Here is a 19,972-nt window from a genome sequence, read left to right as displayed (position 1 = left end):
TTTTGCCTGCTAACAAATCTACGGTTCTGTTGACATATATCAAATTTAATTGTACCACGTTAACTATTTTGTGAAAAACACTTATAAGATTGCCAGCTTAAGTCACAATTTAATGTTTTCCTGAACGATTCAGCATGGTTAACTGACTTGATGTTTATTTCGAAAAAAGAGCAATATAGATAATTTAATATCTTGATATTTATTGTTTTTATTAGACAGTTAAATTGAATTTCCGACGAATAAACCATATTGATGCGCCGGCGGCATCTCGCTGGCAATATTGTCGACCATTTTGTTAATTTATCGTGTCTTTTAGGTTGCCATTTATCCCGCGCGCCTTCTCCCGGCCGCCAGACCTCCCTTCGTGGTCGTTTTTCGCGCTTTTTTCAATGGTGTTATTTTATCTATTTGAATTTTATGTGATTATCTCGTCGCTCTGAGTCGACGGATATTCATTTATTAGCGAGCTAATTTCATTCTGTGCATAAGCGGTTATCACTGTTTTTATGCGTGAATGTAAAATTATAAGCTATTCGCAAACGATATTTAGGCTCTTCCTTTCCATCGGATAACGTTAACTGGCATTGATTTTGCGTGTCGTCAGACGGGCTATTAACCTTGCTTTTTAGTTAGATGGAGCCGGCAATGATGGATTTTGTGGCGCATCGTTAATGTGATGGCGTTGGCGTTGAGCGGTCTTGCATTGACGGGGCGTGCCGCTGATTTAATCATGGTCCGTCAGATGATTCCCGACCCCTCTCAGATTGCCCCGGCGGATAATGCCGGTGAGCAGGCCAGCGGACTTCACATCGATTGGCGTAATTTGCCGCCGCCGCGAAAGTGATCGTCGCTGCGGTACGGAAACCTTTATGAGTAAGAATAATCGCTATGGCATATCGTAATGAAACCCCGATTGGACTCCTGGCCTTAGAGCAACGACTGCATCAGGATTTAGCATGGCTGGCGCTGCCGACGACCGGTGGCGCACAGAAAACGCATCCTGCCGGCCGCGTGCAGGATGTGGTTATCATCGGCGCCGGCATGGCCGGAATGGCTACCGCTCTGGCGCTGCGTCTGGCGGGGATTGACGCGGTGCTTTATGACCGCGCCCGTAAAGATGATGAAGGCCCCTGGACTACCACGGCGCTGATGGAAACGCTGCGTTCTCCCAAACAGCTGACCGGGCCGGCGCTGGATCTGCCGTCCCTGACGTTCCGCGCCTGGTATGAAGCGCAGTTTGGCCGTCAGGCCTGGGAGAGACTGGACAAAATTCCGCGCTTACAATGGGCGGATTATTTGCGCTGGTATCGCCGGGTGCTGGCGCTGGATGTGCGCAATGAACATGAGCTGGTAAACCTGCTGCCGCGCGATGATGGCGTGGTGCAACTGGATCTGCGCCATGCCGGGCAACGGCAGACGGTGCTGGCGCGAAAAGTCGTCCTGGCGGTCGGGATGACGGCGTTTGGCGGCGCGGCCATCCCGGACTTTGTGACGGCGCTGGATCGACGTTACTGGGCCCACGCCGCCGATCCCATCGATTACAGCGCGCTGAACGGGCGGCGCGTGGCGGTGGTCGGCGGCAGCGCCGCCGCGATGGATACGGCGGCGACCGCGCTGGAGGCCGGCGCCGGGGCGGTGGAATTGCTGATTCGCCGGGCGGATTTTCCGCGCGTGAATAAAAATAAAGGGGCCGGCAGCCCAGGGCTGGAGCAGGGCTATTATTCGCTGCCGGATGAGTGGAAATGGCGACTGGCGCACTATATCGCCAGCGAACAGATTCCGCCGCCGCGCGGCAGTACGCTGCGGGTCGCGCGTCATGCCAATGCCTGGTTTAATTTCGCCTGCCCGGTTTTGCGGGCGCAGCAGGAGGAAAACGGAGTAACGTTACATACGCCGAAAGGCGCGTTTCCGGTAGATTTTGTGATTCTTGCCACCGGTTACCGGCTGGACTGGTCGCAGTGCCCGGAATATCGGGCGCTGGCGGGACAGATCATGCTCTGGCGCGATGCCTTTCGGCCGCCGGAGACGCAATATAACGACCAACTGGCGCAATATCCGTATCTGAATGAGGATTTTTCGCTGCGGCCGAAGAGCTCGTCAGCGCCGCAGGGGCTGGATCGCATTCACTGTTTTAGCTATCCCGCGTATCTGAGCAATGGGTATGTGGTGGGATTGATTCCCGGTCTTTCGGTCGGCGCCCGACGTCTGGCGCAGGCGATCGCGGCGCAGCTGTATGTCGAAGATCGTGAATATCATTATCGGCGGATTGTCGATTATAACGAGCCTGAACTGCTGGGCGATGAATGGCGGCCCGCGCCTCCATACTCCGCTCGCCGGCGCTGAACGATACGTCGCACCAAAGGCGGCCGACCGCGTGCGAGTCTCCCCGGCCGACAACCGGCGCCGCGCTTCGCCCTGAGCGCTCTTTGCCGGTTGCCGATACGCATGCCTTGCGGGCCGACGAATACTCTGGGATCCTGACCGCTTGCGCCGTCGGCGCGCGGCGCTGGCGCGGCCAGCCGCGTATCGGTCAGATTTTGGAGAGTATTATGCGGTTTTGTATCATTCTGGTGTCCCCGGCGCGGCCTGAAAATGTTGGCGCGGCGGCAAGGGCGATGAAAACGATGGGGTTTGCCGAATTGCGCATCGTGGACAGTCTGGCGCATCAACAGCCGGCCGCGCGCTGGGTGGCGCATGGCTCCGGCGATATTCTTGACGGCGCCGTCACCTTCCCCTCGCTGTCGGCCGCGCTGCACGATGTCGATTTCACTATCGCCACTACGGCGCGCAGCCGGGCGCATTTTCACTATTTCTGCACGCCGCCCGAGCTGGGCGGCATGCTGGAGGAAAAACGTCGCTGGATTAACCGCGCTGCGCTGGTGTTCGGCCGCGAGGATAGCGGTTTAACCAATGACGAGCTGGCGCTGGCCGATATATTGACCGGCGTGCCGATGCAGGCCGACTATCCCTCGCTTAATCTGGGGCAGGCGGTGATGGTATACTGCTACCAGCTCGCGAGCCTGGTGCAGTCGGCCGCGCCTGCCGTCGCCGAAGCGCAGCCTGGACAACTGGCTGCGCTCCGGCAGCGGGTCGACCGTTTGCTGGTCAGTTTGCAGGTCGCCGATGATGAAAAATTGCGTGACTGGCTACAACAGCGCTTAGGCTGGCTCGAGCAGCGCGACACCGCAATGCTGCATACCTTGCTGCACGATGCGGAAAAGGCGTTGGCGGAAAAAGATAGCGAAAAATAATTCGGCGCTGGTTAATAATTTTGCCCGTATTAATATTTTGGCGTTTATTCCTGTGAAATCTCATTTTGGTGGTGAATGATGGATTTTCGGCGTTTTGGCGCGCCGACAGAAAAAAACAGAAATCCATTGACTTCATGCTGCGATTGCTTTAACCAATAGGGCGGGAATTTTTTTAACGTGAGACTCAATGCATAGCATGCCTCTTTTCAGCCTGATGACCACCATCATTATTATTACCACCGGTACGACAGGTAACGGTGCGGGCTGACGCGTAAAGAAAAAATTAAAAAAAGCCCGCACCTGAACAGTGCGGGTTTTTTTTTATGGTGGGCGCTCCCTTGCCCGCCGCCTTATTAAGCCGCGGTAAGCGGCGTTCAAAAGCGCTCCCGGCGTTTTTGTCGGCAAAAAAATTCAGGAGAGAAATGAAAAATGCGAGTGTTGAAATTTGGCGGGACTTCGGTGGCAAATGCGCAACGTTTTATGCACGTTGCCGACATTATCGAAAGTAATGCGCGTCAGGGGCAGGTTGCCACCGTCTTATCGGCGCCGGCAAAAATCACCAACCATCTGGTGGCAATGATCGATAAAACGGTCGCCGGTCAGGATATTTTCCCCCATCTGCAGGACGCGGAAACCATTTTCTCTTCGCTGCTGCAGGGGCTGGCCGAGGCTCAGCCGGGCTTCGCTCTCGATCGCCTGAAGGCGGTGGTCGAACAGGAATTCGCCCAGTTGAAACAGGTTCTGCACGGTATCTCGCTGCTGGGGCAATGCCCGGATAGCGTCAACGCCAGCATTATCTGCCGGGGCGAGAAACTGTCGATCGCCATCATGGAGGCGCTGTTCCAGGCGCGCGGCTATCAGGTATCGGTCATCAACCCGGTGGAAAAACTGCTGGCGCAGGGGCACTACCTTGAATCCACGGTCGATATTGCCGAATCGACCCGCCGCATTCGCGACAGCGCCATCCCGTCCGACCACGTTATTCTGATGGCCGGTTTTACCGCCGGCAACGATAAGGGCGAACTGGTGGTGTTGGGGCGCAACGGTTCCGACTATTCCGCCGCCGTGCTGGCCGCCTGCCTGCGCGCCGACTGCTGTGAGATATGGACCGACGTCGACGGCGTTTATACCTGCGACCCGCGTCAGGTGCCGGACGCCAGACTGCTGAAGTCGATGTCCTATCAGGAGGCGATGGAACTCTCTTACTTCGGCGCCAAAGTCCTCCACCCCCGCACTATCGCTCCCATCGCTCAGTTCCAGATCCCCTGCCTTATCAAGAACACCGCCAACCCTCAGGCGCCCGGCACGCTGATCGGTAAAGACAGCAGCGACACCGCTAACCCGGTGAAGGGGATTACCAATCTGAACAACATGGCGATGTTCAACGTATCCGGGCCGGGTATGAAGGGAATGGTCGGCATGGCGTCGCGCGTGTTTGCCGCGATGTCCGGCGCCGGCATTTCGGTGGTGCTGATTACCCAGTCCTCTTCTGAATACAGCATCAGTTTCTGCGTTCCGCAGAACGATCTGGCGCGCGCCAGAAAAACGCTGGAAGATGAATTCTATCTGGAACTGAAAGAAGGGCTGCTGGAACCGCTGGACGTGATGGAGCGGCTGGCGATTATCTCGGTGGTCGGCGACGGTATGCGTACGCTGCGCGGCCTGTCCGCCCGCCTGTTCTCGGCGCTGGCCAGCGCCAACATTAATATCGTGGCGATCGCCCAGGGGTCATCCGAGCGTTCGATCTCCGTCGTGGTGGCCAATGAGGTGGCGACGACCGGCGTGCGCGCCGCGCACCAGATGCTGTTTAATACCGATCAGGTGCTGGAAGTGTTTGTGATCGGCGTCGGCGGCGTCGGCGGCGCGCTGCTGGAACAGATTCATCGCCAGCAGCACTGGTTAAAACAGAAGCATATCGACCTGCGCGTCTGCGGCATTGCGAATTCCAAAGCCATGCTGACCAATATCAACGGCATTGATCTGGATAACTGGCAGACCGGGCTGGAGAAGGCGGATGAACCGTTCAACCTCGGCCGTCTGATTCGCCTGGTGAAAGATTATCATCTGTTGAACCCGGTGATTGTCGACTGTACCTCAAGCCAGGCGGTCGCCGATCAGTATGCGGATTTTCTTGCCGACGGCTTCCACGTGGTGACGCCGAATAAGAAGGCCAACACCGGTTCGATGAATTTTTATCAGCAGATTCGCGGCGCGGCGGCGAAATCACACCGCCGTTTCCTGTACGATACTAATGTCGGCGCCGGCCTGCCGGTGATTGAGAACCTGCAGAATCTGTTGAACGCCGGTGATGAGCTGATTCGATTCAGCGGCATTTTGTCTGGCTCGCTTTCGTTTATTTTCGGTAAGCTGGACGAGGGGCTGTCGCTGTCTGAAGCGACGCAGCAGGCGAAGAAAAATGGTTACACCGAGCCCGATCCGCGCGACGACCTGTCGGGAATGGACGTGGCGCGCAAGCTGCTGATTCTGGCGCGCGAGTCGGGTTATAAGCTGGAGCTCGACGATATCGACGTCGAGTCCGTGCTGCCGTCCAGTTTCGATGCGTCCGGCGATGTGGAGACGTTCATGAATCGCCTGCCGTCGCTGGACGATGAGTTCGCGCGCCGGGTTGAACTGGCGCGCAGCGAAGGCAAGGTATTGCGTTATGTCGGCGCGATCGAAGAAGGGCGCTGCAAAGTGCAGATTAGCGCGGTAGGCGGTAACGATCCGCTGAATAAAGTGAAGGACGGCGAGAATGCGCTGGCTTTCTATAGCCGTTATTATCAGCCGCTGCCGCTGGTGTTGCGCGGCTATGGCGCCGGTAATGACGTGACCGCGGCCGGCGTATTCGCGGATTTATTACGTACGCTGTCATGGAAGTTGGGAGTTTAATTATATGGTTAAGGTGTATGCACCGGCTTCAATCGGCAACGTTAGCGTTGGGTTTGATGTGCTGGGTGCGGCTGTTTCGCCGGTAGACGGCACGCTGCTGGGCGACTGCGTGACGGTTTCGGCCGCCGACAGTTTTAGTCTGCAAAACGCCGGTCGTTTTGTCAGTAAGCTGCCGACCGATCCGCAACAAAATATTGTCTGGCAGTGCTGGCAGCGTTTCTGCCAGGAGATTGGCCGGGAAGTACCGGTCGCCATGTTGCTGGAAAAGAACATGCCGATCGGTTCGGGGCTGGGCTCCAGCGCCTGTTCCGTCGTGGCCGGGTTAATGGCGATGAATGAGTTCTGCGGCAAGCCGCTGGACGATACCCGTCTGCTGGCGCTGATGGGCGAGCTGGAAGGGCGTATTTCCGGCAGCGTGCATTATGACAATGTCGCGCCCTGTTTTCTGGGCGGGCTGCAGTTGATTCTGGAGGAGGACGGCATTATCAGCCAGCCGGTTCCCGCCTTTGACGACTGGCTGTGGGTAATGGCTTATCCCGGCATCAAGGTGTCGACCGCCGAAGCGCGGGCCATCCTGCCGGCGCAGTATGTGCGCCATGACTGCATCAGTCACGGCCGCTATCTGGCCGGCTTTATTCACGCCTGCCATACCGGTCAGCCGCGTCTGGCGGCGAAACTGATGACCGATGTGATCGCGGAACCTTATCGCACCCGTCTGCTGCCCGGCTTTGCCGAAGCGCGCCAGGCGGCGCAGGATATCGGCGCGTTGGCGTGCGGCATTTCCGGCTCCGGCCCGACGCTGTTCGCCGTTTGCGATGACGGCGACACCGCCCGGCGCATGGCGGACTGGCTGCAGTCGAATTATCTGCAAAATGATGAAGGTTTTGTTCATATTTGTCGTCTGGATACCGCAGGCGCGCGACAACTGGGATAACACATGAAATTGTATAACTTAAAAGATCATAGCGAACAGGTGAGCTTTGCGCAGGCGATTAAGCAGGGCCTGGGGCGTAAGCAGGGACTCTTTTTCCCGCAGGCGCTGCCTGAATTCGACGCGGCGGAGATCGATGACCTGCTGCGGCAGGATTTCGTCAGCCGCAGCAGCCGTATTCTGTCGGCTTATATCGGCGACGAAATTTCTGCCGAAGTCGTGCAGCGTCGGGTGAGCGCCGCCTTCGCCTTCCCTGCGCCGGTGGTTCCTGTGAGCGAAGATATTGCCGCGCTGGAGCTGTTCCACGGGCCGACGCTGGCGTTCAAAGATTTCGGCGGCCGTTTTATGGCGCAGATGCTGGCGGAAGTCGCCGGCGACCGCAAGGTGACGATCCTGACTGCCACCTCCGGCGACACCGGCGCCGCGGTGGCCCACGCGTTCTACGGACTGAAAAATGTCCGCGTGGTGATCCTCTATCCGCGCGGCAAGATCAGCCCGCTGCAGGAAAAATTGTTCTGTACGCTGGGCGGCAATATCCACACCGTAGCGATCGACAGCGACTTCGATGCCTGCCAGGCGCTGGTGAAACAGGCGTTTGATGATGAAGAGCTGAAGCAGGCTCTGGGGCTGAATTCGGCCAACTCAATCAACATCAGCCGGCTGCTGGCGCAGATTTGCTACTACTTTGAAGCGGTGGCGCAACTGCCGCAGGAAGAGCGTCGTCAGCTGGTGGTTTCTGTGCCCAGCGGCAACTTCGGCGACCTGACCGCCGGCCTGCTGGCGAAATCGCTCGGTCTGCCGATCAAGCGCTTTATCGCCGCCACCAACGCCAACGACACCGTGCCGCGTTATCTGACCAGCGGCGAATGGCAGCCGGGCAAAACGGTCGCCACGCTGTCCAACGCCATGGACGTCAGCCAGCCGAATAACTGGCCGCGGGTGGAAGAGCTGTTCAGCCGTAAAAACTGGCAGTTGAAAACGCTGGGCTTCGGCGCGGTGAGCGATGAGACGACGAAACAGACGATGCGCGAGCTGGAAGGGCTGGGCTACACGTCCGAACCGCATGCCGCCATCGCTTATCGTCTGCTGCGCGATCAACTACAGCCGGGCGAATTCGGTCTGTTCCTCGGCACGGCGCATCCGGCGAAGTTTAAGGAAAGCGTAGAGGCCATCCTCGGCAAGACCCTGCCGCTGCCGGACGCGCTGGCTCAGCGGGCCGAACTGCCGTTGTTGTCCCACGATCTGCCGGCCGATTTCGCGCAGTTGCGTAAGCTGCTGATGGGATTGCCGGCGTAATGTTACCGGGGGTGCCGTCGATGACGGCGGCAACCCCGGCGTTCAGAGGCTTGCCGGCTCAGAGTCCGTGCCCTACTGTTCGTGTCGTTTAAATACCAGTTCGCTGGCGGACGAGGCGTCCTGATCGAAGAAGTAGCCCTCCAGATCGAAATCTTTCAGTTGCTCCACCTGCGTCAGCCGGTTTTTAATAATAAAACGGCTCATCATGCCGCGCGCTTTCTTTGCGTAGAAACTGATGACTTTAAATTTGCCGTTCTTCTCATCCATAAATACCGGTTTAATCAGCGTGGCGGCCAGCTTGTCCACTTTTATCGCCCTGAAGTACTCGTCCGAGGCCAGATTAACCAGGATATCGTCGCCCTGCTGCTCCAGCGCCTGATTAAGTTTATGCGTCAGGGTGGCGCCCCAGAAACTGTATAGATCCTTGCCGCCGGGATTATCCAGCTTAATGCCCATCTCCAGTCGGTAGGGCTGCATTAAATCCAGCGGACGCAGCACGCCATACAGACCGGACAGCATACGCAGATGGCGCTGGGCGAAATCGAAATCCTCTTCGTCGAAATCCTCTGCGGCCAGACCGGTGTATACATCGCCTTTGAACGCCAGCAGCGCCTGACGCGCGTTGTCCGGCGTGAAATCGGCGTGCCAGTCGGCGAAGCGAGCGGCGTTCAGTCCGGCCAGTTTATCGCTGATATGCATGAGTGAAGCGATACGTTCCGGCGTCAGTTGCCGGCAGCGCGCGATCAGCTGGCTGGACTGCTCCAGCAGCTCGGGCTGGGTATAGCGTTGCGTGGCGAGCGGGCTGGCGTAGTCCAGCGTTTTAGCCGGGGAAAGGGTGATCAGCATCGGTGCGTATCCTGTCGTTTTTGCGCGATTAATAAGGGTTACTGTAGCAAAAAAGCGTAAAGAAAGCGGCGATGGATATAACAGGAAAAGGCTGCCTTGCACCGCTGTTTTCGCGTGTTATTATCAATTGCAGGCGCAAATTCATGTAACCAGCTGATGCCTGCGCCCTGCGCGTACCAAACCGTTTTCATGCACTAACAATGAGAAATGACAACATGACGGATAAACTTACTTCCCTGCGACAATACACCACGGTCGTGGCTGATACCGGCGATATAGCGGCCATGAAACTGTACCAGCCGCAAGACGCTACGACCAACCCCTCCCTGATCCTGAACGCTGCGCAAATTCCTGAATATCGTCGACTGATTGACGAGGCCGTTGCCTGGGCGCGTGAGCAAAGCAGCGACCACGCTCAGCAGATCGTGGACGCAACGGACAAACTGGCCGTGAATATCGGTCTGGAAATTCTGAAGTTGATCCCCGGCCGTATCTCTACCGAAGTCGACGCGCGTCTCTCTTACGATACCACCGCCAGCGTAGCCAAAGCTAAACGACTGATTAGTCTGTATAACGCGGCCGGCATCAGCAACGATCGCATCCTGATTAAGCTGGCGTCCACCTGGCAGGGTATCCGCGCCGCCGAACAACTGGAAAAAGAAGGCATTAACTGTAACCTGACGCTGCTGTTTTCCTTCGCCCAGGCGCGCGCCTGCGCGGAAGCGGGCGTTTTCCTGATTTCTCCGTTTGTCGGCCGTATTCTGGACTGGCATAAAGCGAATGGCGATAAGAAAGAGTTTGCCCCGCAGGAAGATCCGGGCGTGATTTCCGTGAGCGAAATTTATCACTATTACAAACAGCACGGTTACGACACGGTAGTGATGGGCGCCAGCTTCCGCAACGTCGGCGAGATTCTGGAGCTGGCGGGTTGCGATCGCCTGACTATCGCTCCCGGCCTGCTGAAAGAGCTGGCGGAGAGCGCGGGCAGCATTGAGCGCAAGCTGTCTTTCTCCGGCGATGTGCAGGCGCGGCCGGAAAAACTGACGGAAGCGCAGTTCTACTGGCAGCACAATCAGGATCCGATGGCGGTGGATAAGCTGGCCGAAGGGATTCGAAAATTTGCCGTTGACCAGGAAAAGCTGGAAAAAGTGATCGCCGGCCTGCTGTAACCGGCGGCCAGTTTAAACGCAGGCCGCCGGCCTGCGTTTTTTATACCGGCTATTTATAAACATACCGGCTATTTATAAACGCTGTTTCTGGCCTTCTTCGCGCAATACAGCTTTTCATCGGCGCGGTTAATAACCTGTAGCAGCCCCTCTTTCCCGGACTGATATTCAACCAGCCCGATACTGACCGACAGTTTGAGGTCCGCCAGCGTCGAGGTATCCATGGCGTTAATTGCGTTTCTGGCGCGCTCGGCGACGTTCCACGCCTGGTCCAGCGGCGTTTCCGGCAGAACCACCGCGAACTCATCGCCGCCGATACGGCCGAAAATATCCGCTTTACGAAAAGAGTGATGCAGTTGCGCGGCGATGGCCTGTAGCGCAACGTCGCCGCCGCTGTGTCCGAGCGTATCGTTAATTTTTTTGAAGTGGTCGATATCAATCAAAATGACACAAACCGGCTTACCGGTGAAATTCGCCAGGTGCAGCACCTTGCTGGCGGCGGTGAAAAAGGCTTCCCGGCGCAGGAAACCCGTGAGTTCGTCATAGCGGGCGGTAGTGGGCAATTCAATCAGATATTTTTTGGCCAGAATCGACAACAGGCTGCCCAGAATGGCCGATAGCAAGACCACGCACAGCACCATGCCCAGCGAATTGGCCGTCGACAGAGTGGTGAGCAGCGTGGGTTTATCCAACTGGCTGGTCGTCCTGACGCGTACGCCGGTCAGGATATCGGTTTCGGACAATATGGGAAAGATGGTGATCAGTTTGCCCTTTGCGCCAAATTCGCCGATTGCCGGTAGTTTATTCTGGCAAATGCGAATGATTTCCATATTGTTAAATGAAAGGTTTAGTTCTGATAAACGATTAATACATTCGGTGGTGGTATTCCGGGTATTAAAAGCAAAGGTGGCCACGCGGGAATATAAATAGTTGCCTGAACGGTATTCCTTTTCGTTTTCCGTCACGCTGCTGCCGGCATTGTAAGACTTATACACATCAATGGTTTCAGCCAGATTCTTCCGTTCTGTCTGCCAGTCATAGGATTGCGTCTGGTGAATAACAATGGTCGTTAATAGCAGCGAGAAAATGCCGAATAACACAGAGGCAGAGCCCGGATGGGCAAATAATTTTAGTATTTTATAGTTAATGGCATTCATGCGACAACTTCCCGGGCGAAACAACCTTAATCAATAGCAGGAGATAAAATAAAAATAGAGTTTTACTTATTCTACCATCTTTCGACTCGCGAACGCTCGGCTTACTTATGCCCTAAAGCAAATTTTTATGGTGCCAGTAAGGGGCGAAAATTGACGCCGTTGGCCTTTTACTCTGGCCGAACCGATCGAATGCGCTTCTTCCGGCGGAATGGACGACCGCTGCAAGAAGGTGGGGTGCCCTGGGCGATTCGGCCGGGGTTTCTGGTAAACTGACCTTTCCCTGGCCATGTCTGAGTAGAGAGCCTCTGTATGAATATATTGCGAATTGGGCTGGTGTCGGTTTCCGATCGTGCATCCAGCGGTGTGTATCAGGATAAAGGTATCCCGGCATTGCAGGCATGGCTGGCATCCGCGTTGACCACGCCCTATGAGGTGGAAGTGCGGCTGGTGCCGGATGAGCAGCCATTGATTGAGCAGACGTTGTGTGAGCTGGTGGATGAGATGGGCTGTTATCTGGTATTGACCACCGGCGGAACCGGCCCGGCGCGACGCGACGTGACGCCGGACGCTACCCTGGCGGTGGCCGATCGGCTGATGCCGGGGTTCGGCGAACAGATGCGCCAGATCGGCCTGCACTTCGTTCCCACGTCGATTTTATCGCGTCAGGTCGGGGTGATCCGCAAACAGGCGCTGATCCTTAATCTGCCCGGCCAGCCGAAGTCGATTCAGGAAACGCTGAGCGGGGTACGCGACGAAAACGGCAACGTGATCGTCGCCGGCATTTTTGCCAGCGTGCCGTACTGCATTCAACTGCTTGAGGGGCCTTATGTGGAAACCGATCCGGCCGTGGTAGCAGCTTTTCGCCCTAAAAATGCAATACGCGAAATAAAAAACCAAAGTTAAACCATTTCTGCCATAAGATTCAGCTTCTCTGGTGTGTGGAAAATTTGCCGCTATAGTAATTTTATTTTTACACATGGCGGCAATTTTTTGTCGGTACACTCTGGCGTTAAAACGGTAATTTATGGCTCGCGAATCTTTTCCCTCTGCTCCCGCCCCCGCTCAGGGCGCTCCACGGCGGTTAAACCGCCAGGATTATAAGACGCTCTCTCTGGCCGCCCTCGGCGGTGCGCTCGAGTTCTATGATTTTATTATCTTCGTCTTTTTCGCCGTGGCGATCGGCGATCTGTTTTTTCCGCCGAATATTCCGGAATGGCTGCGCCAGGCGCAAACCTTCGGCATCTTTGCCGCCGGTTATCTGGTGCGGCCGCTGGGCGGCATCATCATGGCGCACTTCGGCGATCGGGTAGGGCGTAAGAAAATGTTCAGCCTGAGTATTCTGTTGATGGCGCTGCCCACGCTGGCGATGGGGATGTTGCCGACCTACGCGTCCATCGGTATCGCGGCGCCGCTGTTGCTGCTGCTGATGCGTGTGCTGCAGGGGGCGGCTATCGGCGGGGAGGTGCCCGGCGCCTGGGTGTTCGTAGCCGAGCATGTGCCGCGCGCGCGTATCGGTTTTGCCTGCGCGACGCTGACCGCCGGACTGACGCTGGGCATCTTGCTCGGCTCGCTTGTGGCAACTTTATTGAACAGTGTGTTGACCCCGCAGCAAATGCAGGACGGCGGCTGGCGCATCCCGTTTTTTATCGGCGGAATCTTTGGCCTGACGGCGATGTATTTGCGGCGCTGGCTGCAGGAAACGCCGATCTTTGTTGAAATGAAGGCGCGCAAAGCGCTGGCGAAAGAGCTGCCGTTGAAAGCGGTGATGGTTAACCATAAAAAAGCGGTGTTGATCTCAATGTTGCTGACCTGGTTGCTGTCGGCGGGTATTGTGGTGGTGATCCTGATGGCGCCGGTCTATTTGCAAAAGCTGCATGGCATCTCCGCGGCAATGGCGCTGCAGGCCAACTGTCTGGCGATCATTGCGCTCGTCGTCGGCTGCATGGTCGCGGGGTACGCGGCCGATCGTATTGGCGCCGGCCGTACGCTGATGTTTGGCTGCGCGCTGCTGGCCCTCTGCTGTTCGGGGTTTTATTACATTGCGGCCAATGAACCCGGCTGGCTGTTTCCCGGCTATGCGCTGGCGGGGTTCAGCGTCGGCGTGGTGGGCGTGGTGCCTTATGTCATGGTGCGTTCTTTCCCGGCAGAGGTGCGTTTTTCCGGCATTTCGTTCTCCTATAATCTTTCCTATGCCATTTTTGGCGGCCTGACGCCCATCTCTGTCACGCTGATTATGGCGGTGACGCCGATGGCGCCGGCGTTTTATATTCTGGCGCTGGCGGCTATGGGGTTTGCGCTGGGCGTCTGCCTGCAGCAGGAAAGTTGCTATGCGGAGCATCAGCCGAGCGGCGAAGTGCCGTCGTCAGCCGGCGTGTGAACGCGCGCCGGCGCGGGGCGGGGCGCAGGGCAGGCGGACAAGGCCGCCTGCCGCTCCGGGTTCAGTGACTGGAACCGGACGGCGCGCCGATCGGCAGGACGGTGCGGCCCGCCTGTTCGTTCAGCAGTTCGGCCATCGCTAAATAGATGGCGCTGGCGCCGCAGATAATGCCTTCGTAGCCGGCAAACACCAGCAGCGCGTGGTTGGCGGTAAAGTTTCCGATCGCCAGTAAGGCGAACAGCACTACCAGGCTGGCGAAGACAAACTGCAGCGCCCGGCTGGCGCGCAGGGTGCCGAAAAACATAAACAGCGTGAACACGCCCCACAGCGCAAGGAAAACGCCGAGGAAGCGACCGTCGCTGGCCTCGGCCAGCCCGACGCGCGGCAGGATCAGAATGGCGACCAGCGTCAGCCAGAACGCGCCGTAAGAGGTAAAGGCGGTCGCGCCGAACGTATTGCCTTTCTTATATTCCAGCATGCCGGCCAGAATTTGTGCAATTCCGCCGTAAAAGATACCCATACTGAGAATGATGGCCGAAAGGGGGAAAAAGCCCGCGTTGTGCAGGTTAAGGAGTACCGTGGTCATCCCGAACCCCATGAGCCCGAGCGGACCTGGGTTTGCCAGCGTGTTGGTGTGCATAAATCCTCTGCGATAACAGATTAATCATTTTTGTTGTATGCCCCTCCTCCTTCTGGCCGCAGGCCGCGCCCGGCCGCCGGTCGCTTGCCTATGCTCCGCGTCCGATGCCGCTCGCCTTTCTCAACCGGAAATCTGTCGGGGGTAAAAGACGCTATTGCCCGCATGATCACGGGGCGATTTTCCCCTGTATTCCGGCGAGCGCGGCATCATATCGGGCGGCGAAAAAGGAAACAATATGGCCGGCAGGAATAAATTGATAGCAAAGGAGATTTAACAGAATTTTTTTTACCTCTCCCCCTTGATGCGGCCGGGAGTGACCCCATCTTATTCTCAACCAGGCGGTTTGGCCGATGAAAAAGCGTGAAGCAGAGAGTTGAAAAGCGTTTTTTCGTCCTCATAGTAGGTTAAACCACCACACCGAATGCGACTTTTTAGTGGAGATGTTTAGATGGGTAAGATTATTGGTATCGACTTAGGTACAACCAACTCTTGTGTAGCGATTATGGACGGTACGCAGGTCAAGGTACTGGAAAACAGCGAAGGCGATCGTACCACGCCTTCTATTATTGCTTATACGCAGGATGGTGAAATTCTGGTCGGCCAACCGGCTAAACGTCAGGCTGTGACTAACCCGCAAAACACGCTGTTCGCTATCAAACGTCTGATTGGCCGTCGTTTCCAGGACGAAGAAGTGCAGCGCGATGCTAATATCATGCCGTACAAAATCGTTGGGGCAGATAACGGCGACGCCTGGCTGGAAGTGAAAGATCAGAAAATGGCTCCGCCGCAGATTTCAGCTGAAGTGCTGAAAAAAATGAAGAAAACGGCGGAAGATTATCTGGGCGAAGCGGTGACCGAAGCGGTTATTACCGTACCGGCCTACTTTAACGACGCGCAGCGTCAGGCGACCAAAGACGCCGGCCGCATCGCGGGCCTGGAAGTCAAACGTATCATTAACGAACCTACGGCGGCGGCGCTGGCTTACGGTCTGGATAAAGAAATGGGCAACCGCACCATTGCTGTCTATGACCTCGGCGGCGGTACGTTCGATATCTCCATCATCGAAATCGATGAAGTGGACGGCGAAAAAACCTTTGAAGTGCTGGCCACCAATGGTGATACCCACCTGGGCGGGGAAGACTTCGACAGCCGTTTGATCAACTACCTGGTTGACGAGTTCAAGAAAGAGCAGGGCTTTGACCTGCGCAACGACCCGCTGGCTATGCAGCGTTTGAAAGAAGCGGCCGAGAAAGCGAAGATTGAGCTGTCTTCCGCGCAGCAGACCGACGTCAACCTGCCGTACATCACGGCTGACGCTTCGGGTCCGAAACATCTGAACATTAAGGTAACGCGCGCCAAACTGGAATCGCTGGTTGAGGATCTGGTAAACCGTTCCGTCGAGCCGCTGAAAGTGGCGCTGAAGGATGCCGGTCTGTCCGTTTCCGATATCAACGACGTTATCCTGGTCGGCGGTCAGACGCGTATGCCGCTGGTGCAGAAGAAAGTCGCCGACTTCTTCGGTAAAGAACCGCGTAAAGACGTTAACCCGGACGAAGCCGTGGCTATCGGCGCAGCCGTTCAGGGCGGCGTGCTGTCCGGCGACGTGAAAGACGTTCTGTTGCTGGACGTTACCCCGCTGTCGCTGGGTATTGAAACCATGGGCGGCGTAATGACTCCGCTGATTGCCAAGAACACCACTATCCCGACGAAACACAGTCAGGTGTTCTCTACGGCGGAAGACAATCAGTCTGCGGTAACGATCCACGTGCTGCAGGGTGAACGTAAACGTGCGCACGACAACAAATCGCTGGGGCAGTTTAACCTGGACGGTATTCAGCCCGCGCCGCGCGGTATGCCGCAGGTTGAAGTGACTTTCGACATCGATGCGGACGGTATCCTGCACGTTTCGGCCAAAGACAAAAACAGCGGCCGCGAGCAGAACATCACCATCAAGGCGTCTTCCGGTTTGAATGAGGACGAAATTCAGAAGATGGTGCGTGACGCCGAAGCGAACGCCGAAGCGGACCGTAAGTTTGAAGAGCTGGTGCAAACGCGCAACCAGGGCGACCATCTGCTGCACGGTACGCGTAAGCAGCTGGAGGAAGCGGGCGACAAACTGGCCGCCGACGACAAGGCCGCAATCGAGAGTGCGCTGAGCGCGCTGGAAGGTTCGCTGAAAGGCGAAGATAAAGCCGATATCGAAGCGAAGATCGAAGCGCTGGTTCAGGCCTCCGCTAAACTGCTGGAAGTGTCTCAGCAGCAGGCCCAGGCCGGTGCGGCCGGCGGCGCCGACGCATCTGCGGACGATGCCGCGCGTAAAGACGACGACGTCGTCGATGCCGAGTTCGAAGAAGTCAAAGATAAAAAATAATCGCCCTTAGGCGGGCGCAGTAGCGGTAACTTTAATACTGTTGCTGGCAACCAGCACGGGCGTCGGGGAAACTCTGCGCCCGTGTACGCATGTTGAGGGCTGAGAAAACAATGGCGAAGCAAGACTATTACGAGATTTTGGGCGTTTCCAAAGATGCGGAAGAGCGCGAAATCAAGAAGGCGTATAAACGTCTGGCGATGAAGTTCCACCCGGACCGTAATCCGGGCGATAAAGAGGCTGAGTCCCGCTTTAAAGAAGTTAAAGAAGCCTACGAAATTCTGACCGACGCGCAGAAGCGCGCCGCTTACGATCAGTACGGCCATGCCGCTTTTGAACAGGGCGGCATGGGCGGTGGCGGCGGCGGCGGTTTTGGCGGCGGGGCCGATTTCGGTGATATCTTTGGCGACGTCTTTGGCGATATTTTCGGCGGCGGACGCCGTCAGCGCGCCAGCCGCGGGTCCGATCTGCGCTACAACATGGAACTGACTCTGGAAGAGGCGGTGCGTGGCGTAACCAAAGAAATACGTATCCCGGCGCTGGAAGAATGCGATGTCTGCCGCGGCAGCGGCGCGAAACCAGGCAGCTCGCCGGTTACCTGTCCGACCTGTCATGGCGCGGGCCAGGTGCAGATGCGGCAGGGCTTCTTCACCGTACAGCAGGCCTGTCCGCACTGTCATGGCCGCGGCAAGATCATCAAAGATCCGTGCAACAAATGTCACGGTCACGGCCGGATAGAAAAAAGCAAAACGCTGTCGGTTAAAATTCCGGCGGGCGTGGATACCGGCGACCGCATCCGCCTGTCGGGCGAGGGCGAAGCCGGCGAGCACGGCGCGCCGGCCGGGGATCTGTACGTACAGGTGCAGGTGAAGAAACACCCGATTTTCGAACGCGATGAAAGCAATCTGTATTGCGAAGTGCCGATCAATTTTGCCATGGCGGCTCTCGGCGGCGAAATCGAAGTGCCGACGCTGGATGGCCGGGTGAAACTGAAAGTGCCGGCGGAAACGCAGACCGGCAAGCTGTTCCGCATGCGCGGCAAGGGCGTGAAGTCGGTGCGCGGCGGCGCGCAGGGCGATCTGCTGTGCCGGGTCGTGGTGGAAACGCCGGTTAGCCTGAATGAACGCCAGAAACAGCTGCTGCAGGAGCTGTCCGAGAGTTTTGGCGGCCCGTCCGGCGAGCATAACAGCCCGCGCTCGAAGAGTTTCTTTGACGGCGTGAAGAAGTTTTTTGACGACCTGACGCGTTAATCCCGGCGTTTACGCGTCACCGCAAATACCGTGCCGACGCCCCGCACTGCGCTCGCTCCGCCAGGCGCGGGCTGGTAGGGATACCGTAGGCGTGGTTGCGCTGACGCTCGAACCGGCTGCTAAACCCAGCCGGTTTTTTTGTGCCCGCGTACACCCGGCCTGACGAATGCCAGACACAAAAAAACCGGCCTGAGCCGGTTCTTTTAATCGCTGCAGCGAAGATCGGTGCTTACTGAATAGCGCTGATCTGCTTAGCCAGATTAGCTTTATGACGTGCAGCTTTGTTCTTGTGGATCAGGCCTTTGCTTGCCTGGCGATCCACAATCGGTTGCATTTCATTAAAGGCTTTCTGCGCTGCTTCTTTATCGCCAGTAGCGATCGCCGCGTATACTTTCTTGATAAAAGTACGCATCATAGAGCGACGGCTAGCGTTATGCTTGCGGCGCTTCTCAGACTGTACGGCGCGTTTCTTAGCTGATTTGATATTAGCCAAGGTCCAACTCCCAAATATATTCTATCGAGGACAATTCAAAGGCCGAGGAATATGCCCTTTTAGCCTTCTTTTGTCAATGGATTTGTGCAAATAAGCGTCGTTTGTACGTCGACGCTTGTTACGTTGTGATGGCGCAGGATTTTAACAGCTTCATTGCGGGGAATACAGCCTTTCGCGCGATAAAATTCGTATTTGCCGGCGTCGCCGGGCCGGCATCAGAGACGCCGGGCGCCTGACGCGGCAAAAGTCGCGCCGGCGCAGCGGATTATCTCGCCGGCGCGGGTAAAAGGCAACAATCGAAGGTTAACCTTACACGCTGTACAAGGTATAATCCGCCGATTTCCACTGTTTTGAGCCAGCTATGGAGCTAATTCGCGGTATACACAATCTTCGGGCACGCCATTATGGCTGTGTGCTCACTATTGGTAATTTCGACGGCGTTCATCGCGGGCATCAAATGCTGCTTGAGCGGCTAAAACAGGAGGGTCGCCAGCGCCGGCTGCCGGTGATGGTGATGATTTTTGAACCTCAGCCGCAGGAACTGTTTGCGATTGACGGCGCGCCGGCCCGCCTGACGCGTCTGCGCGACAAGGTCGACTACCTGGCGCAGGCCGGGGTGGATTACCTGCTGTGCGTGAGATTCGATCGCCATTTCGCCGCCAATAGCGCGCGGACCTTCGTCGATGATTTGCTGGTGGAAAAGCTGGGCGTGAAATTTCTGGTGGTGGGCGATGACTTCCGCTTTGGCGCTGGCCGCAAGGGCGATTTCCTGTTATTACAGGGAGCTGGCCTTCAGGCTGGCTTCGACGTGATCAGCACCGACTCTTTCTGCAATGCCGGTAAACGGGTGAGCAGCACGGCGGTGCGGGAAGCGCTGAGTCACGATGAGCTGCTGCTGGCGGAAAGCCTGCTGGGCCATCCTTATCGCATCTCCGGGCGGGTTATCCACGGCAACGAACTGGGCAGAACCCTCGGATTCCCGACGGCGAATATTTCGCTGAAACGTCAGGTCTCTCCCGTGAACGGCGTCTATGCGGTCAGCGTATATGGCGCCGGAGCGGAGCCGCTGGCCGGCGTGGCTAATATCGGCTTTCGTCCGACCGTGAACGGCGATCGGCGTCAGCAGCTTGAAGTCCATTTACTGGATGTGTCCATGGATCTTTATGGACGTCATATTGAAGTCGTACTGCGTAAAAAATTGCGTAATGAACAGCGGTTTGCTTCGCTCGACGCACTGAAGCAGCAAATCGCCCTGGATGTGGTGACGGCCCGTGAGTTTTTTGGGTTAAAGACACCGGTTTAATTTCT

15 protein-coding genes and 1 other annotated feature are annotated in these 19,972 nt (G+C 56.8%); of the genes, 11 read left to right on the top strand and 4 right to left on the bottom strand.

All coding sequences use genetic code 11. The annotated features are described in order from the left end of the window. Positions 1-888 precede the first annotated feature (888 nt). From FJU30_RS01415 to thrC, 5 genes are all read left to right on the top strand, one after another. Entirely contained in the window at positions 889-2,343 is a 1,455-nt protein-coding gene (locus FJU30_RS01415; RefSeq protein WP_150433652.1) for an FAD-dependent oxidoreductase, read from the top strand. Between the two features lie 206 nt (positions 2,344-2,549). Continuing rightward, positions 2,550-3,251 (top strand): tRNA/rRNA methyltransferase, encoded by a 702-nt coding sequence (locus FJU30_RS01410; RefSeq protein ID WP_150433651.1) that lies wholly within the window; start codon positions 2,550-2,552, stop codon positions 3,249-3,251. Positions 3,252-3,454: 203 nt separating this feature from the next. After that, positions 3,455-3,575: a sequence feature (Thr leader region), on the top strand. A 105-nt stretch (positions 3,576-3,680) separates the two neighbouring features. Further along, entirely contained in the window at positions 3,681-6,140 is a 2,460-nt protein-coding gene (thrA, locus tag FJU30_RS01405) for a bifunctional aspartate kinase/homoserine dehydrogenase I (protein WP_150433650.1), read from the top strand. A 4-nt stretch (positions 6,141-6,144) separates the two neighbouring features. Further along, complete coding sequence (thrB, locus tag FJU30_RS01400) at positions 6,145-7,074, top strand: homoserine kinase (RefSeq protein ID WP_150433649.1); 930 nt, start codon at positions 6,145-6,147, stop codon at positions 7,072-7,074. Positions 7,075-7,077: 3 nt separating this feature from the next. Next, positions 7,078-8,367: a threonine synthase gene (gene thrC / locus FJU30_RS01395; protein WP_150433648.1), complete on the top strand. Its 1,290-nt coding sequence runs from the start codon at positions 7,078-7,080 to the stop codon at positions 8,365-8,367. 72 nt (positions 8,368-8,439) lie between these two features. On the opposite strand, the gene yaaA is transcribed toward thrC, so the two are convergent. Then, on the bottom strand, positions 8,440-9,213 hold the full coding sequence (gene yaaA, locus FJU30_RS01390; RefSeq protein WP_150433647.1) for a peroxide stress protein YaaA: 774 nt from the start codon (positions 9,211-9,213) through the stop codon (positions 8,440-8,442). Between the two features lie 215 nt (positions 9,214-9,428). Between yaaA and tal the strand changes: the two genes are divergently transcribed. Next, positions 9,429-10,382 carry a transaldolase gene (tal, locus tag FJU30_RS01385; protein WP_150433646.1) on the top strand — a complete coding sequence of 318 codons (954 nt, stop codon included), beginning with the start codon at positions 9,429-9,431 and terminating at the stop codon, positions 10,380-10,382. A gap of 68 nt (positions 10,383-10,450) precedes the next feature. Here tal and FJU30_RS01380 read toward each other — a convergent pair whose 3' ends face one another. Continuing rightward, the gene (locus tag FJU30_RS01380) at positions 10,451-11,479 is read right to left on the bottom strand and encodes a GGDEF domain-containing protein (protein WP_223881492.1); all 1,029 of its coding nucleotides are present in this window, start codon (positions 11,477-11,479) and stop codon (positions 10,451-10,453) included. Between the two features lie 366 nt (positions 11,480-11,845). Between FJU30_RS01380 and mog the strand changes: the two genes are divergently transcribed. Beyond that, the gene (gene mog, locus FJU30_RS01375; RefSeq protein ID WP_150433644.1) at positions 11,846-12,439 is read left to right on the top strand and encodes a molybdopterin adenylyltransferase; all 594 of its coding nucleotides are present in this window, start codon (positions 11,846-11,848) and stop codon (positions 12,437-12,439) included. Positions 12,440-12,560: 121 nt separating this feature from the next. Further along, complete coding sequence (locus FJU30_RS01370) at positions 12,561-13,913, top strand: MFS transporter (protein WP_150433643.1); 1,353 nt, start codon at positions 12,561-12,563, stop codon at positions 13,911-13,913. Positions 13,914-13,974: 61 nt separating this feature from the next. Here FJU30_RS01370 and satP read toward each other — a convergent pair whose 3' ends face one another. Continuing rightward, positions 13,975-14,553, bottom strand: coding sequence for an acetate uptake transporter (gene satP / locus FJU30_RS01365; RefSeq protein ID WP_150433642.1), 579 nt, complete (start codon positions 14,551-14,553; stop codon positions 13,975-13,977). Positions 14,554-15,001: 448 nt separating this feature from the next. Here satP and dnaK point away from each other — a divergent pair, with 448 nt between their 5' ends. Together dnaK and dnaJ are read left to right on the top strand one after the other, a co-directional pair. Beyond that, complete coding sequence (gene dnaK, locus FJU30_RS01360) at positions 15,002-16,924, top strand: molecular chaperone DnaK (RefSeq protein WP_150433641.1); 1,923 nt, start codon at positions 15,002-15,004, stop codon at positions 16,922-16,924. 110 nt (positions 16,925-17,034) lie between these two features. Beyond that, on the top strand, positions 17,035-18,171 hold the full coding sequence (dnaJ, locus tag FJU30_RS01355; RefSeq protein WP_150433640.1) for a molecular chaperone DnaJ: 1,137 nt from the start codon (positions 17,035-17,037) through the stop codon (positions 18,169-18,171). Positions 18,172-18,400: 229 nt separating this feature from the next. Here the strand turns inward: dnaJ and rpsT are convergent, their stop codons facing one another. After that, positions 18,401-18,664, bottom strand: coding sequence for a 30S ribosomal protein S20 (gene rpsT, locus FJU30_RS01350; protein ID WP_150433639.1), 264 nt, complete (start codon positions 18,662-18,664; stop codon positions 18,401-18,403). Positions 18,665-19,025: 361 nt separating this feature from the next. Between rpsT and ribF the strand changes: the two genes are divergently transcribed. Further along, positions 19,026-19,967: a bifunctional riboflavin kinase/FAD synthetase gene (gene ribF, locus FJU30_RS01340; RefSeq protein ID WP_150433638.1), complete on the top strand. Its 942-nt coding sequence runs from the start codon at positions 19,026-19,028 to the stop codon at positions 19,965-19,967. Positions 19,968-19,972 lie beyond the last annotated feature (5 nt).

The organism is Affinibrenneria salicis (assembly GCF_008710095.1).
This window is presented reverse-complemented; position numbering and strand designations above follow the sequence as displayed.